The organism is Archangium sp. (genome assembly GCF_036389735.1).
Taxonomy (GTDB): domain Bacteria; phylum Myxococcota; class Myxococcia; order Myxococcales; family Myxococcaceae; genus Archangium.
Map to the genome: position 1 here is coordinate 1 of NZ_DASVWK010000892.1, position 14,718 is coordinate 14,718.

Annotated in this window: 16 protein-coding genes; 11 read left to right on the plus strand and 5 right to left on the minus strand. The window is 69.8% G+C overall.

Annotated features, from left to right (window positions below; translation table 11 throughout):
- A partial coding sequence (locus VF794_RS31780) for an FKBP-type peptidyl-prolyl cis-trans isomerase (protein ID WP_331116868.1) occupies positions 1–686 on the minus strand: 686 nt, incomplete at its 3' end.
- A gap of 191 nt (positions 687–877) precedes the next feature.
- Between VF794_RS31780 and VF794_RS31785 the strand changes: the two genes are divergently transcribed.
- From VF794_RS31785 to VF794_RS31805, 5 genes are all read left to right on the plus strand, one after another.
- A complete protein-coding gene (locus tag VF794_RS31785; protein ID WP_331116869.1) occupies positions 878–1,327 on the plus strand; it encodes a PAS domain-containing protein in 450 nt (149 codons plus the stop codon).
- Positions 1,327–1,779, plus strand: a complete 453-nt coding sequence (locus VF794_RS31790; RefSeq protein WP_414640993.1) for a sensor histidine kinase — start codon at positions 1,327–1,329, stop codon at positions 1,777–1,779. The genes VF794_RS31785 and VF794_RS31790 overlap by 1 nt, the downstream gene beginning before the upstream one ends.
- Positions 1,780–1,979: 200 nt before the next feature.
- A complete protein-coding gene (locus tag VF794_RS31795; protein ID WP_331116870.1) occupies positions 1,980–2,114 on the plus strand; it encodes a hypothetical protein in 135 nt (44 codons plus the stop codon).
- Positions 2,111–3,673 carry a hybrid sensor histidine kinase/response regulator gene (locus VF794_RS31800; protein WP_331116871.1) on the plus strand — a complete coding sequence of 521 codons (1,563 nt, stop codon included), beginning with the start codon at positions 2,111–2,113 and terminating at the stop codon, positions 3,671–3,673. Before VF794_RS31795 ends, VF794_RS31800 begins: the two co-directional genes overlap by 4 nt.
- A 12-nt stretch (positions 3,674–3,685) precedes the next feature.
- On the plus strand, positions 3,686–4,147 hold the full coding sequence (locus VF794_RS31805) for an SRPBCC domain-containing protein (RefSeq protein WP_331116872.1): 462 nt from the start codon (positions 3,686–3,688) through the stop codon (positions 4,145–4,147).
- Positions 4,148–4,198: 51 nt separating this feature from the next.
- Here VF794_RS31805 and VF794_RS31810 read toward each other — a convergent pair whose 3' ends face one another.
- Positions 4,199–5,512, minus strand: a complete 1,314-nt coding sequence (locus VF794_RS31810) for a hybrid sensor histidine kinase/response regulator (RefSeq protein ID WP_331116873.1) — start codon at positions 5,510–5,512, stop codon at positions 4,199–4,201.
- Between the two features lie 323 nt (positions 5,513–5,835).
- Between VF794_RS31810 and VF794_RS31815 the strand changes: the two genes are divergently transcribed.
- The 5 genes from VF794_RS31815 to VF794_RS31835 all read left to right on the plus strand — a co-directional run bounded on the left by VF794_RS31815 (position 5,836) and on the right by VF794_RS31835 (position 10,111).
- A complete protein-coding gene (locus VF794_RS31815; protein WP_331116874.1) occupies positions 5,836–6,564 on the plus strand; it encodes a hypothetical protein in 729 nt (242 codons plus the stop codon).
- A 132-nt stretch (positions 6,565–6,696) separates the two neighbouring features.
- Positions 6,697–7,185 (plus strand): hypothetical protein, encoded by a 489-nt coding sequence (locus VF794_RS31820; RefSeq protein ID WP_331116875.1) that lies wholly within the window; start codon positions 6,697–6,699, stop codon positions 7,183–7,185.
- On the plus strand, positions 7,182–7,727 hold the full coding sequence (locus VF794_RS31825) for a hypothetical protein (RefSeq protein WP_331116876.1): 546 nt from the start codon (positions 7,182–7,184) through the stop codon (positions 7,725–7,727). The genes VF794_RS31820 and VF794_RS31825 overlap by 4 nt, the downstream gene beginning before the upstream one ends.
- A 63-nt stretch (positions 7,728–7,790) precedes the next feature.
- The gene (locus tag VF794_RS31830; protein ID WP_331116877.1) at positions 7,791–8,894 is read left to right on the plus strand and encodes a hypothetical protein; all 1,104 of its coding nucleotides are present in this window, start codon (positions 7,791–7,793) and stop codon (positions 8,892–8,894) included.
- On the plus strand, positions 8,891–10,111 hold the full coding sequence (locus VF794_RS31835) for a tetratricopeptide repeat protein (protein ID WP_331116878.1): 1,221 nt from the start codon (positions 8,891–8,893) through the stop codon (positions 10,109–10,111). Before VF794_RS31830 ends, VF794_RS31835 begins: the two co-directional genes overlap by 4 nt.
- A 6-nt stretch (positions 10,112–10,117) precedes the next feature.
- Here VF794_RS31835 and VF794_RS31840 read toward each other — a convergent pair whose 3' ends face one another.
- The gene (locus tag VF794_RS31840; RefSeq protein ID WP_331116879.1) at positions 10,118–11,752 is read right to left on the minus strand and encodes an ATP-binding protein; all 1,635 of its coding nucleotides are present in this window, start codon (positions 11,750–11,752) and stop codon (positions 10,118–10,120) included.
- A 158-nt stretch (positions 11,753–11,910) separates the two neighbouring features.
- Positions 11,911–13,236: an MFS transporter gene (locus VF794_RS31845; RefSeq protein WP_331116880.1), complete on the minus strand. Its 1,326-nt coding sequence runs from the start codon at positions 13,234–13,236 to the stop codon at positions 11,911–11,913.
- Positions 13,237–13,262: 26 nt separating this feature from the next.
- On the opposite strand from VF794_RS31845, the gene VF794_RS31850 reads away from it, so the two are divergent.
- Positions 13,263–13,820 (plus strand): hypothetical protein, encoded by a 558-nt coding sequence (locus VF794_RS31850; RefSeq protein ID WP_331116881.1) that lies wholly within the window; start codon positions 13,263–13,265, stop codon positions 13,818–13,820.
- 10 nt (positions 13,821–13,830) lie between these two features.
- Here the strand turns inward: VF794_RS31850 and VF794_RS31855 are convergent.
- On the minus strand, positions 13,831–14,718 hold an 888-nt coding region (locus VF794_RS31855), incomplete at its 5' end, for an aromatic ring-hydroxylating dioxygenase subunit alpha (protein WP_331116882.1).

Here is a 14,718-nt window from a genome sequence, read left to right on the forward strand (position 1 = left end):
TGCTTCACAATCTCGAGCAGCTCCACCTCGAACACCAGCGCCGCGCCACCGGGGATGTTCGGCGGGGCGCCGCGGTCGCCGTAGGCGATGTCGGAGGGGCACACCAGCTTGGCCTTGCCGCCCACCTTCATCTTCTGGAGACCCTCGGTCCAGCACTTGATGACGCCGTTGAGCGGGAACTGGGCCGGCTCATTGCGCTTGTACGAGCTGTCGAACTCCTTGCCGTCCGGCAGCGTGCCCCGGTAGTTCACCTTCACCACGTCGGTGGCCGCCGGCGACTGCCCGGTGCCCTCCGTGAGGGAGGTGAAGATGAGGCCGGACTCGGTGCGCTGGGCGCCCGACGCCTTGGCCTGCTCCTCCAGGAAGCTCTTGGACTTCACCTTCTCCTTCTCCGCCCGCGACGTGGCCCGGGTGCGCGCCAGTTCCGGCAGCTTCGGCCCGAAGGCCTGGATGTCCACCACCGGCTCCTTGCCCTGCACCTGCGCCGAGATGCCCGCCTTCACGTACTCCAGCTCCTCGGGCGTCATGTCGAACACCTGGATCTGCCGACCCAGGGACAGGCCAAGCGCATAGAACGTCTTCTGCTCGTCCGTCTGCGGGTTGGCCCCAGCCCCATCCTTGGAGCCCTGCTGCTGGTTACAGCCCACCACGGCGAGCATCAACGCGACCGCCAGAATCTTTCGCATGTCTTCTGCCTTTCGCTTCTGAGGACCAGGGCAGCGAGCGCTGCCTCTGCCGGCGCCCTTATACAAAAGAACAGCCGGTTCCGTCCGCCGCGCGCGCCGTCCTTATCTTTTTCTGGCAGTCCCGAGGCGGCTGGGACGCCGGCCCCCCCCGGTGGAACCCGCCCGCCCCGCATGGAGCCATCTTCGTCCCGGTGCCGAGCGGGGGCCGGCTCCAGGGCGTACTGGAACTCTTCCGGAACGAGCCCCTGGCGGAGCGCGAGGAGGAAGAGGCCCTGGCCAGCGCGCTCGGCCATCAGCTCGGGAGGTTCCTCGAGCGGCTGCGCAACGAGCGGACGGAGCACACGCGCGACACCGCCCTGCTCACGCCGTGGAACGCGGACCTGCTGGGGCTCTTCGTGAGCGATGCCCAGGGCCGGCTGCTGGATGCCAACCCCACCCTGCCGCGGATGCTGGGGTACACGCGGCAGGACCTGGGCGAGGGGCGCCTCACCTGGGCGCGGTTGCCGCCAGCCGCCTGGCGCGCCACGAGCGAGGGGGCCCTGCGGCGCCTGCGCGAGGACGGCACCTACCATTCCTTCGAGGGCGAGCTGCTGCGCAAGAACGAGAGCGGCCTGCCGGTGCTGCTGGGCTCGGGTAGGTGATGGACCGCTTCCAGGACGAGGCCCGGCGCACGGGGACACGCCTGGAGCTGAGGGGCGCGGACGCGGTGGTGGGCCGGTGGGACCGGGCGCGCCTGGAGCAGGTGGTGACGAACCTGGTGTCCAACGCGCTCAAGTACGGCTCGGCTACGCCCGTTGAGGTGTCCGTGCGCTCCAGCGGGTTGCTGGCGCTGCTGGAGGTGACGGACCACGGCATCGGCATCGCCCCGGAGAACCTGGAGCGCATCTTCGGCGAGTTCGAGCGGGCGGTGTCGGTGCGGAAGTACGGCGGTTTCGGACTGGGGCTCTACATCGTCCGCCAGCTCGTGGAGGCCCTGGGCGGCGCGGTGGACGTGGAGAGCACCCCCGGCAAGGGCGCCACCTTCCGCGTCGTGCTGCCGCTGGCCGGGCCCGAGCTCCAGCCCACTCCCCCTTCCGCCACCGGCCTGCATTGAGCCGGGTGGTGTGTGCTCCAAACAATGACACACCGGACCTGGGAGTGGACGTCCGCTCGCCTGCACATGCGGAGCCCCCATCAGGGTTGTCCTGATGGACACTTCTCCCCGCGCTGTAGGCCCGGCAGAAGTGGTTACATCTCCTGACGGTCGCTCCCCCATTTGTTGATATGGCGGCGTCCACCCCCCCCGGAGGAGTCATGCAAGCAGCGAATGAGCTGAGCGCCAGCGTGCTGCTCGTCCACGTGGAGCGCGAGCCGGGCCAGGGGGCCACCTTCCTCGTCGGGCTGCCGTGCCTGCCCCCCGGGGAGGACGCGCCAGGGGGCGAGGCATGAAGACCGAGGCCCCCGAGGTCGGGCGGGCGATGAGCCCTCCGCCACCCCGCACGCTCCTGCTGGTGGAGGACGACCCCGAGGCGCGGGAGACGTACCGGAGCGCCTTGAGCGAGGACGGGAAGTGCCGGTACTTCTTTCTGGAGGCGCAGAACGCCGAGCAGGCGTTGGAGCTGTACCGCACGCACGAGGTGGACTGCATCCTGCTCGACTACCAATTGCCCGGGATGGACGGGCTGGAGTTCCTACGGCGCCTCCAGGTCGAGCAGGGCCGGGTACACCCTCCGGTGGTGATGCTGACGGGGCGGGGGAGCGAGGAGCTCGCGGTGCAGGTGCTCAAGAGCGGCGCGTCCGACTACCTCGTCAAGGCGAGCGTCACCCAGGAGAGCCTCTCGCGGATCGTGAACAACACCCTGGAGCGGGAGGACCTACGGCGCGGGCTCCAGGAGCGGACCACGCAGCAGCAGAGGCTCCAGGTGGAGTACCAGCGGATGGCCTCCGTGGTGGCGCGGGCCGCGTCCTTCATCGGTTTCTCCACGCTGGACGGGTGGATGCGCTACCTCAACGAGGCGGGCCGACGGCTGGTGGGACTGACGGAGACGGAGGACATCTCGCACCTGCGCAACACCGACCTGCTCTCCCCGGAGGACGCGGAGTTTCGAGAGAACCACATCCTGCCCGTCCTCCAGCGCGAGGGGCGGTGGCGGGGCGAGTTCCGCCTGCGCCACCTGCGCACGGGCGCGCTCATCCCCGTGCAGCACGACGTCTTCCTCCTGCCCAGCGAGGAGGGGGTGCCCGGGATGCTGGCCGCCGTCTCCCAAGACATCTCCGAGCTCAAGCGCCAGGAGCAGGAGACGCAACGGCGGGCGGACTTCGAGCAGTACCTGGCGGGCATCGTGGGGCATGACCTGCGCAACCCCATCAGCGTCATCATGCTCGCGGCGGGCCGGGAGCTGCGCCGCAAGGAAACGGACGAGCGCCTGCGCCAGACGCTCACGCGCATCCTCGCGGCGGCCGAGCGCACCAACCGGATGATCGACACGACCCTCGACTTCACCCAGGCGCGGCTGGGCGGTGGCTTGAGGGTGGAGCGCCGATGGCTGGACCTGCACGAGCTGACGCGGCAGGTGGTGGAGGAGCTGCGGCTCGCCCACCCGGAGCGGGTGGTGGAGGTGGTGAGCCAGGGGGAGGGGTCCGCGGAGTTCGACTCGGACCGGATGGCGCAGGTGCTCATCAACCTGGTGACGAACGCGCTGAAGTACAGCTCCGAGGGGACCCCGGTGAGGGTGAGGACGTGGGGCCGGGAGCAGACGGTCAGCCTGGAGGTGCAGAACCTGGGCAACCCCATTCCGTCCGAGCTGCTGCCGCGCATCTTCGCGCCGCTGAAGCGAGGGGAGCACGAGGCGAGCAGCTACGGCAGGAGCATGGGACTGGGGCTGTTCATCGTGGATCACATCGTCCGGGCGCATGGGGGCCTCATCGACGTGGAGTCGGACGAGACACGGGGCACCACGTTCACGGTGCGGCTGCCGCGCCACCCAGCGGCGAACGGAAGCACTTGAGGAGGAGTCACGATGATGCAGGCGGGAAACGCAGTGGGCGTGGCGCGAGCGGAGGTGGAGGTGACGCTGGGCGCGCCGCGGGAGCGGGTGTGGAAGGCGCTGGTGGAGGAGCCGGGCCAGTGGTGGCCTCGGGACTTCTACGTGGGCCAGACGCCCAAGGGCTTCATCATCGAGGCGCGCCCCGGGGGCCGGGTGTACGAGGACTGGGGCAACGACGGGGGAGCGCTCTGGTACACGGTGCTGGTGGTGGAGGCGCCGGGGTTGCTGGAGCTGGCGGGGTTCCTGACACCGGCGTTTGGCGGGCCGGCGACGACGACGGCGCGCGTGACGCTGCGGGAGCAGGGCGGGTCCACGGTGGTGAAGGTGGAGGAGGCGGTGTTCGGCCGGGTGGACGAGAACACGGTGCCGAGACTGCGCGAGGGCTGGCGAACGCTGATGGGCCAGGCGCTGAAGGCCCATGTGGAGAGCGCCTAGCAATAGTGCTCGCTGGACCCAGCCAGGGAGCACCCAGGTCGCGGACCGCGGTCAAGAGCGGGAGGACGCCGTCGGAAGCAGGACGCGGAAGGTGGTGCCCTGGCTCTGCTGGCTCTCGACGGTGAGCTCGCCGCCGAACCCCGTGATGATGCCGTGGCAGATGGACAGGCCCAGCCCCGTGCCCTCTCCCACCGGCTTGGTGGTGAAGAAGGGCTCGAAGATACGGCCCAGGTGCTGGGGGGCGATGCCGGGGCCGTTGTCCTGGACCTCCACCTTCACCCGGCCGTCGGAATGGACGCCCAGGGCCACGCGGATGACGGCCTCGGCGGTCTCCACCTTCCCCTTGAGCGCCTGGGCGGCGTTGATGAGCAGGTTGAGGAAGACCTGACCCAGGCCGTGCTCATCGGCCACGGCGGGCGGCACCGGTTGCAGCTCCTTCACCACCCGGAGTCCCGGCACCTTGGTGATGCTGGCCATGGCGAGGGCCTCCTGCATCACCTCGCTCACGTCCACGTTCACCGGCGTGGTGGGGTGGCTGCTGACGCGGGCGAAACTCCGCACGTCCTGCACCAGCCGCTTGATGCGCTCGCAGCCCCGAAGTGCATCGTGGCAGGCATCCTGGAGCTCCTCCACGTCCTCCACGGGCCGCCCAGCGGCCAGCCCCCCCAGCTCCCGGCTGACATGGTTGAGATTGCCGAGGACGAAGCTGAGGGGGTTGTTCACCTCATGCGCCAGTCCAGCGGCGAGCCTCCCCAAGGCCTCCAGCCGCTGGGCCTGGGCGAGCTGGACCTCCAGCCGCATGCGCTCCTCCGTCTCCTGCCGCAGCCGGGCGTTGGCCTGCTCCAGCTCCTCCACCCGCCTGCGCTCCCGGCGCAGCAGCTCCCACTTCTCGGCGAGCGCGTGGGCCATCTGGCGCACCTCGAGGCTGTTGAAGGGCTTGTGGAGGATGAGCAGCCGCTGGCTGATGCCCAACCGTTGCACCACCGCCTCCCAGGAGTAGTCCGAATGCGCCGAGCAGAGGACGACCTGGAGATCCGGATCCTCCCGCCAGAGGCGCTCGGTGGTCTCCACTCCGTCCATTCCGGGCGGCATGCGGATGTCGACGAAGGCCACGGCGTAGGGCTGCCCGTCCTTGAGCGCGGAGCTCACGCGCCGCAAGCCCTCTTCGCCCTGGAAGGCGGAGTCCACCTCGAAGTGGTGCCCCTTGGGACGGGGCGGCTGCGTGCCGAAGACGGAGGCTCCCAACTCATCGAGCGCCGTATCGACCTGGGAGCTGGAGAGGAGCCGGCGAAAGTCCTGATGGACCGATGGCGTGTCGTCCACGATCAGAACGCGGGACGCTGGAGCGTATGCGAGAGACTTCATGGTGGTCCTCCCCCCTGGGAGCCTCCCCTCAGCAACAAGGGGCGCAGCTCGGCTTCGCCGATGCTGGATACAGACATGGTACAAAGATTCCTGGCTGAAGAGCGAGCAGCCCCCCTCTTTCCACGCCCCGCCGCTGGGGCCTGATTCGAGGCCCTTCTGACTTCGTCTCCGCGGACGCCTCGAGCCCCCCTGCCCGTCCGCTCCCCCTCCGAGCCAACAACCCATCCTCTGGTACGGTAGCGGAGCCCCGCCCGAGTCCCCACCGTGCCCGGCAGCGGGGCCCCGCGTCCACGCGTGGAGCCGCCCGGGAGCGGAGGGGACACATGAAGGCACGTGTGGGAGTGGGCGCGCTGCTGCTCGCGGGGCTGCTCGCGGGGGCGGAGGCCGGAGCGGCCGAGACGAAGCAGGGCCATGGCTGGGACATCACGGTGGAGGCCAACACGGACTTCCCGCTGTCGGTGGGCGGGCGGCTGGGCGTCGAGTCCCCGTGGCGGCTGCGCCTGTCGACGTCGCTGGGCTACCTGCCAGGGATGTACCTCCAGGCAGTGAACGACGTGGCGGTGGCGCTGGATGCGTACGACCGCGAGCGGGCCAACCTCATCAAGGAGTCACTCAAGGACTCGCTGGTGTGGCGCACGCACGTGGGCTGGCGCCCCTTCCCCGGCGCGGGCCTGTACGTGGAGGGCGGTTACGGATTGGTGGCGCTCGGCGGCGAGACGAACCCGGAGGACGTGCTGGCGGCGCTCACCGGCATCGACCCGCCGGTGGGCGAGGACGTGCTGAACCGTGAGTACCGGGTGCGCTCGGTGCTGCACATGCTGGACGTGGAGCTGGGCTGGCGCTGGGGACTGGGCGCGGGGTGGACGGCACGCACGGCACTCGGAGCGGCCTTCACCCTGGACTCCAACAGTCGGGTGGAGCCCACGTTCGAGCCGAGCCAGCCGCTGCTCGTCAACGCCTTCGCGCGCTTCGCCGAGGGCTACCTGGACGACACCTTCGAGCGGTACGTGCACCTGCCGGTGCTCTCCTTCTCCATCGGCTACGCCTTCTGAGGTGACGGCCCAGGGCAGGTGCATTTCCATTACCCGTGGGGTCATCCCATGTGTCAGGTCACGACTTGACACCTGACCTGCATCCGTGGCTAAATCAGGATTAGCGGTAATTGAATTGAATCAGGGTGAACCGTGCGTACCTGGAAGTCCCTTCTCGGGGGTTCGCTGCTGCTGTGGGCCCTGGGCTGTGGCCATGGCGCGGCGGGGCTACGGGTGGAGTGCGCGCGGGGAGACGAGGGGGCGTGCGGGTCGGAGGACGTCGAGGAGGGCACGCGCAGCAAGGGAGGCACGGTCTCCGCGCGCATCTGGGCGCTCATCGCCCAGGGGGAGTTCGCGCAGGCGGAGGTGCTGATCGCCGAGTCGGCGGCGGCGGGGCTGCTGTCGCAGACGCAGGCGGCGCGGATGCTGGAGCGCATCACGCTGCTCAACACGCGGCTGGGACAGGTGCCGGCGACGCTCCAGCGGGTGGCGGACTTCCCGTCGCAGCTGCGTGACTTCACGCTCTTCCAGATCAAGCAGTTGCTGGAGCGGAGGGACTTCACCCTGGCCACGCAGTCGCAGCTGAAGCTGGCCGAGAAGCTCATCGAGCAGCAGGAGCGGTTGATGGAGAAGGTGAAGTGACGAAGACGGCTTCGCATCCAGGAGTGGAAGAGCTGGCGGAGCGACTCCGGGAAGCACGGCGTGCGGGCGCACCGGGAACGGCGGAGCGGCTGCGGCTGCACCGGGAGCTGGCGGCGGACTGTCCCACGTACACGCCCAACCTGCTGGAGCTCGCGAGACAGTTGCAGGTGGCGGACGAGCCGGGTCGGGATGGGCAGGAGACGTTCGCGGAGGTGCAGCGGCTGTTGGAGCAGGCGGTGGTGGGCTCGGAACGGAGCGGGCCGGCGGTGGTGGAGCTGGGGTACTTCCTGGACACCATCCGTCACGCGTCCGAGAAAGCCACGCCGCTGTACGAGGAGGGAGCGGCGCGGGCGCTGGAGACGCTGGAGGACGCGTGGGCGGGGCTGCTGCGCGCCTGGGTGCACGAGCGGACGAAGGAGTCGCTGGAGAAGGCGCTGGGCCTGGGGGAGCTGGCCGAGAAGCTCTTCCCGGACTCGGGCCGCATCCAGGCAGTGGTACAGGACGCACGCAACACGGCCACCCGAGACGGCCTGCTGAAGTAGCCCCCCCGGCCACCAGGCGAGCCCCACGAGAGGCCCCCTCGTCGCGTACTCTGGAGCGAGCCCATGAGCCTCCTGAGACGCGCGACGCGGGAAGACAATCCCCACCTGCTGGACCTCTTCGGCGCGGTGCCGATGCAGGGCGAGCTGGTGCTGGCCACGCAGCGCGCGCCGGACTTCTTCCGCCTCTACGAGATGCAGCGAGGCGACACCGAGCTGTGGGTGCACGAGGTGGAGGACGGGCTGGACGGAATGGGCGCCGTGCTGGTGCGGGACGGCTGGCTGGAGGGGCGCCCGTGCCGGGTGGGCTACCTCGGGGACCTGCGCACGCGCTTCTCGGCGAGGCGCAGCCGGGGGCTGGCGCGCTTCTACGGACCGGTGCTGGAGGAGACGGCGGAGCGGCTGGGGGTGGAGGCATTCCTCACGGCGGTGATGGCGACGAACGCGGCGGCGCTCCAGGCGCTGGTGAAGCGCAAGGCGCGCCGGGTGAATCAGCCGCACTACACGCCGCTGCGCCGCTTCTCCGCGGTCTCCGTGCACTTCACCCGCCGCCGGGAGCCGGGCCGGAGCCGCTTCGAGGTACGGCGCGCCACGCCGGAGGATCTGCCCGCCATGGCGGCGTTGCTGGACGCGGACCACCGGACGCGCCCCTTCGGCTACCGGTACGACCTGGGCGAGCTTCAGCACCGGCTGGAGCGCTGGCCGGGGCTGAGCGTGGAGGGCAGCTACCTGGCCTTCGAGGGGGGAAAGCTGGTGGGGTGCACCTCGGCATGGGACCCGGCGGCGGTGAAGCGCTACCGGGTGATGGCGTACCGGGGCTCGATGCGGTGGATGAAGTGGGGCTACGACGCGATGGCCACGGTGCTGCGCGCGCCGAGACTGCCGGAGCCGGGCAACGACTTCCGCTACTTCTACCTGTGCAACACGAGCATCGCGGGGGAGGACCCGGCCATCCTGCGCGCCCTGGTGGAGCGGGTGTACGCGGACCACCACGGCAAGGGCTACCACTTCTTCTCGCTGTACCTCGACGAGCAGGATCCACTGAGCCCGGCGCTCGAGGGTTTCTTCCAGCGGAGGCTGGACTTCCACCTCTACGCGGTGACGCCGGCGAGCTCCGCGCGTGAACACTTCCCCGCCGGGCGGACCGGCTTCGAGATGGCACTGGCATGACGATGAGAAGACCGCGAATCCTGGGGGGCCTAGTGGCGGGCCTCCTCGTCGGCAGCGGCTGCGCCACGGGCCGCGCCACCTCCTCCCCCGCTTCCGAGACCCGGGCGGACACCGACGAGGCCCGCCTGGAGCGGGCCAGCCAGGGGCTGCGGGGACCGGACCGCGAGGCCGCGGCGGCGGACCTGGAGACGCTCGCGCGCGAGCTGCACGCACGCCTCGAGAAGCGCCCCCAGGAGGCGCGGCTGCACGTGCTGCTGGCGCGGACGGCCTTCGCCCTTCGCCGGGAGGAGCAGGCGCTCGCGGCCTCCGAGCGGGCCCTCGCGCTCGCGCCGGAGCAGGCGTGGCCCCACTACATCCGGGCCTTCTACCTCGGCGCGAAGGGCAAGGCCGAGGCGGCGCTCCCCGAGGCCACCCGGGCCGCCGAGCTGGACCCGCGCCACGGCCCCACCTGGCAACTGCTGGGCATGCTGTACCTCCAGCTCGACAGGGCGGAGGAGGCGCGAGGGGCCATCGACAAGGCGCTGGCGCTGGAGCCGCGCAACGCGCAGGCGCTCTTCTTCCTCGGGCTGCTGCACACGGACCAGGGCCGGACGCGGGAGGCGCTGGACGCCTACGAGCGGGCGCGCGAGTCCGAGCCGGACTTCGCGATGGCGCACTACAACGCGGGGCAGCTGCACCAGGTGCTCGGCCAGCACGGCCCGGCGCTGGAGTGCTTCCAGAAGGCGGCCGACCTGGAGCCTCGGGACTGGAGGACGCGGGCGAAGCTGGTGCAGCTCCACCAGGCGCTCGGCGACAAGGAGAAGCGGGACGCCGAACGCGAGGCGCTGCTGCTGCTACGGCAGGCCGGCAAGGTGGACCGGGACCACTACGTGCGCGAGCAGTTCCAGGAGGCGGGCCGCGAGGTGATGGTGGTGGAGAATTTCGAGCTGGAGGGCGAGTGGGCCAGGCGCTACGAGTTCCAGGTGTTCACGCCGGGCACCCAGCAGCCGACGGTGGTCATCTCCCTGGGCTCCTACGCCTTCACCAACGCGTTCGCGCGAGACAAGAACCCCAACGGGCCGCGGGTGTTCCACCTCGACGCCTACTCCGCGGACCACTCCCACGAGACGTATGGCCTCTACGAGGGCGAGCCCTCCTACGAGGAGACGCGGGCCCTGGTGGTCTCCATCCTGCGCGGAGAGCTCGCGCCCACGTCCTCGACGACGCCCGGGAAGTAGCCCCGCTCACGAGGCCAGCACGGTCCTCGGGTCGACGACGCGCTCGCCCAGGGGCAGCAGCAGGGTGAAGGTGGTGCCGTTGCCGGGCTCGCTGCGCACCCGCATCTCCCCGCCCATCTTCTGGATGAGCGAGTGGCTGATGGACAGGCCGAGCCCCGTGCCCGAGCCCGCCGGCTTGGTGGTGAAGAACGGGTCGAAGATGCGCGGCAGCACCTCGGGAGGAATCCCGTGGCCGGTGTCGGAGACGTCGACGCGCACGTGCTCGCCCTCGCGCGCGGTGCGCACGCGCAGGGTGTGGCGCTGGGGGCCCCCGGACGGCATGGCCTGGAGCGCGTTGATGACGAGGTTGAGGAACACCTGGCTGAGCCGGCTCTCGGTGGAGAACACCGGGGGCAGGGCCAGGTCATAGTCCTTCTCCAACCGGGCGGTGCGCTTGAGCTCGCTCTGGGCCATGCGCAGCACGAAGTCGAGGCTGGCGTTGATGTCCACGGGCGCGAGCGACTCGTCCGGCGCGTGCGAGAAGAAGCGCATGTCGCGCACGATGTCGCGGATGCGCTTGCACCCATCGAGCGACTCGGAGACGACCTCCTTGGCCTCGACGAGCAGGTCCGCGACGTGCGCGGGGAAGCCGGGCGTCGCCGCCAGCTGGCGCTCCAGGTCATCTCGCCAGCGCTCCAGGTAGCTCAAGTTGGAGAGCACGTAGGCGACGGGGTTGTTGATTTCGTGGGCGATGCCCGCCGCGAGCGCGCCCACCGAGGCGAGCCTGTCGTTCTGGATGCTCTGCTGCTCCAGCCGCCGCTTCTCGGTGAGGTCATGCCCCACCACGAGCAGGCGCCGCGCGCTGCCCACCTCCTGCAACGAGGCGGACAGGTCCAACGCGACGCGCTCGCCCCTGGCGGACAGCAGGCCCTGGTTCTCCAGCCGCACCGAGCCGCGCACGAGCAGATCCTGGAGCGCCCGGCCCAGGGACTCGCGCTCGCCCTCCGGAGCGAGTGACACGAAGGAGGCCTCGATCAGCTGGGGCGGGCTGAGACCCAACAGCCGTCCGGCCACCGGATTGACCTCGACCACCCGCCCCGCCTCGTCGAGCACGAAGACGGCGTCGCTGGAGCTCTCCAGGAGCTGGCGGTTGCGCGCCTGCGCCTGCCGCACCTGGATCCGCAGCCGCAGGTGCAGCTCCACCTGGCGCTTGAGCGCGAGCAGACCCTGGCGCTGCGCCTCGGTCAGCGTGCGGGGCTTGCTGTCGATGACGCACAGGGTGCCCAGGTGGAAGCCGTCCTCCGACTGGATGGGCACCCCGGCGTAGAAGCGGATGAAGGGCGCGCTCGTGACGAGCGGGCTGGTGGCGAAGCGCACGTCCTGGGTGGCGTCCTCCACGACGAGGATCTGCTCCTGCTCGATGGCGAAGGTGCAGAAGGAGATGCAGCGCTCCGTCTCGCTCACCCCGGGCAGCCCCACGTTGGCCTTGAACCACTGCCGCTCCCGGTCCACGAGGCTCACGAGCGCCATGGGCACCTCGCACAGGCGCGCGGCGAGCTGGACGATGTCGTCGTACTCGGACTCGGGAGGCGTATCGAGGATGTCGTGGCGCCGCAGGGCCTGCAGGCGCTTCTCTTCGTACTGGAGACCGGGGGGAAGCATGAGAACCTTGATTTGCACCACCTCCTCGCGCACGGCACCCGCACAGGGGCTCTCTGTGGACCGCGCGACAGTCCGGAGGTGTGTCCTTCAACACGGATGCTACAGGCTCCCTGAAGTTCCTCAGCAGGGCTGCATGCAGAGCAGCGGAGCGAGCGGCGTCAGTCGAAGCGACTGTGCCGCCGCGTGTCGCGCATGAAGACGTAGACGAGCAGCGAGCACAGGATGCAGCCGGTCACGTACCAGAAGAACCAGGACTCGTGGCCGGCCAGCTTGAGCCAGGTGCCCACGTACTCGGCGGTGCCGCCGAAGATGGACACCGTCAGCGCGTAGGGCAGGCCCACGCCCAGGGCGCGGATGCTGGCCGGGAAGAGCTCGGCCTTCACCACGGCGTTGATGGAGGTGTAGCCCGAGACGATGACGAGCGCCGCCATGACCAGCAGGAAGGCGGTGAAGGCGTCTCGGGTGCGCGTCAGGGCGGTGAGGAGGGGCACGGTGCACAGCGTCCCCAGCACGCCGAAGCCCATCAGCACGGGCCTGCGGCCGACCTTGTCGGAGAGCAGCCCGAACACCGGCTGCAGCAGCATGTAGACGAACAGGGACGCGACGGAGATGAGCGTGGCCTGGTCCCGGGAGAGGCCCACCGAGTTGACCAGGAACTTCTGCATGTAGACGGTGTACGTGTAGAAGGCGAGCGTGCCACCCATGGTGAGCCCGACGACGAGGGCGATCTCCTTGGGGTGGCGCAGCAGCTCGCGCATGGGCCGGTGCTCCGTCTTCCGGGCGGCCTCGGCCTGGAAGGCCTCCGTCTCCACCATGTTGCGGCGCATGTAGAAGCCGAAGACGGCCAGCGCGGCCCCGCACAGGAAGGGGATGCGCCAGCCCCAGGCCTCGAGCTGGGGCCCCGTCAGCACCAGCCGCTGCAGCAGCAGCAACGTCAGCGTGGCGAGGAGCTGGCCCATGATGAGGGTGACGTACTGGAAGGAGCTGTAGAAGCCGCGGTGGCGGGAGGTGGCGACCTCGCTGAGGTAGGTGGCGCTGGTGCCGTATTCGCCGCCGAGCGAGAGCCCCTGGAGGAGCCGGGCGAGGATGAGGACGATGGGCGCCAGCACGCCAATGCGCTCATAGGTGGGGCAGACGGCGATGATGAGCGAGCCCAGGCACATGAGCGAGACGGACAGGGAGAGCGCGGCCCGGCGCCCATTCAGGTCCGCGTAGAGGCCCATGACCCAGCCGCCGACGGGGCGGATGAGGAAGCCGAGCGCGAAGACCCCGGCCGAGTTGAGCTGCTCGACGAGGGGGTTGTCGCTCGGGAAGAACGACTTCGCGAAGTACAGCGAGAAGGCCGAGTAGATGTAGAAGTCGTACCACTCGATGAGGTTGCCCACCGAGCCGCCGAAGATGGAGAGCACCCGCTGCCGCACACCGGGATCAATGGCGGTCGTTGACGGCGCGGAGGAGGAGGACGCGAGGCTGGACTCGTTCACGGGCGGGGGCAGTATAGACTGAGGCCATGTCCGAGCCCGCCCCGCTCCCGACCTCGTCCGATGGCCTCCCCCTGCCCGCTCCGTCCGAGGCGTCCGGCGTCCCGTGTGAGCGCTGCGGCACCTTCATCCAGGGAGAGCCCCAGCAGATCGGCGTGCGACAGGTGTGCGAGAGCTGCGCGCCCCTGCTCCGCAAGGAGCTCCGGCTCTACCCCACCTGGTACGTGTACGTGCTGGGCATCGTCCTCAACTTCACCCTCGCGGGCATCCTCTCCGCCATCAACTGGAAGCGGCTGGGGGACAAGACCCGGATGCGCAACTCGCTCATCATCACCGCATTCGGGGTGGCCTGGAGCACGCTCGTGGTGGTCTTCGAGTTCAAGGCGGGGGGTGGGATCATCACCAACATCATCGGCACCCGGGTGGCCGCTCAAGCCCTGGCCGGCGTGTACGACGAACACAAGAAGGCGGGAGGAGCCCGGGCCAACCTCCTCTGGCCCTTGGTGAGCCTCGTGGGTGCCTTCGCGCTGCTGGTCGTGGTCGCCGTCGTGTACCTCGGCCTCACCGGCCAGAGGCTGGCGGAGTAGGGCCTCCGGCTCAAATCCAGAAGACGATGTCGCGCTCCTCGTCCGTGGGGCCGGGGCCCTGTCCGCCCTCGCGCAGCCAACGGCGGTAGGCCTCGATGTCGGCGTGGAGCAGATCCGCCTCGGTGCCGGTGAAGACGCCACCGCCGGGGCCGTTGAGCAGGCCCTCGCGCTGCACCCCCATGATGTCCACGTCCTGGAGGATGACCTGCTTCGTGTACCAGTGCACCAGGGGCCGGAGCGTGCGCGCCACCAGGGCCCGTGGCAGGTCATACGGAAGCCGGTAGCTGATGGCGGTGTAGACGAGGCTCTCGGTGGGGCCGATGGGCGTCACCTGGGAGTTGATGGCGAAGCCGCTGCGGTCCCCCCACATGTAGTCCACGCGGGTGATGTTGGGGACGAAGTAGTGGTCCGTGTGGACCATGGGCAGGCCGCTCGGGTTGAAGATGCGGCCGAGCCCCGAGACGGTGTCCTGCTCCTGCTTGTAGGTGACGAGCACGCTGCCCTCGGAGCGCTTCACGGTGGCCGGCACCCGCTTGCGCGCGGGGTTGCGAAACCACCCCTTGTGCACGAAGACGGTGTGCGGCACGTCCATGAAGTTCTCCACGAGGTTCGTCACCCCGTTGGGGAAGCGCGTCACCATGAAATAGACGGTCCACTCGGGCTGACCCCAGTACGGCACCCGGAAGGCGGGGCGGCGGGCCCGTGACGAGTCCCCGCCCATGAAGACGAACACGAGCCCGTCCTGCTCCAGCGTGTCGAAGCGCTGAAGCCGGCCGAGGTCGCACGGCTTCACCTTCAGGCCCGCGCTCGCATGGCCCTGGGAGTCCAACACCTCGCCGCACTGGCTGGGACCCAGCGAGGGCACCTCCACCACCGCCCCCGAGCCGTCATACACCCA

Bases quoted from the DNA above. Each gene is read 5' to 3' on its own strand.
- VF794_RS31790 (WP_414640993.1), top strand. From the start codon at position 1,327: ATGGACCGCTTCCAGGACGAGGCCCGGCGCACGGGGACACGCCTGGAG.
- VF794_RS31795 (WP_331116870.1), top strand. From the start codon at position 1,980: ATGCAAGCAGCGAATGAGCTGAGCGCCAGCGTGCTGCTCGTCCACGTG.
- VF794_RS31800 (WP_331116871.1), top strand. From the start codon at position 2,111: ATGAAGACCGAGGCCCCCGAGGTCGGGCGGGCGATGAGCCCTCCGCCA.
- VF794_RS31805 (WP_331116872.1), top strand. From the start codon at position 3,686: ATGATGCAGGCGGGAAACGCAGTGGGCGTGGCGCGAGCGGAGGTGGAG.
- VF794_RS31810 (WP_331116873.1), bottom strand. From the start codon at position 5,512: ATGAAGTCTCTCGCATACGCTCCAGCGTCCCGCGTTCTGATCGTGGAC.
- VF794_RS31815 (WP_331116874.1), top strand. From the start codon at position 5,836: ATGAAGGCACGTGTGGGAGTGGGCGCGCTGCTGCTCGCGGGGCTGCTC.
- VF794_RS31830 (WP_331116877.1), top strand. From the start codon at position 7,791: ATGAGCCTCCTGAGACGCGCGACGCGGGAAGACAATCCCCACCTGCTG.
- VF794_RS31835 (WP_331116878.1), top strand. From the start codon at position 8,891: ATGACGATGAGAAGACCGCGAATCCTGGGGGGCCTAGTGGCGGGCCTC.
- VF794_RS31840 (WP_331116879.1), bottom strand. From the start codon at position 11,752: ATGCTTCCCCCCGGTCTCCAGTACGAAGAGAAGCGCCTGCAGGCCCTG.
- VF794_RS31850 (WP_331116881.1), top strand. From the start codon at position 13,263: ATGTCCGAGCCCGCCCCGCTCCCGACCTCGTCCGATGGCCTCCCCCTG.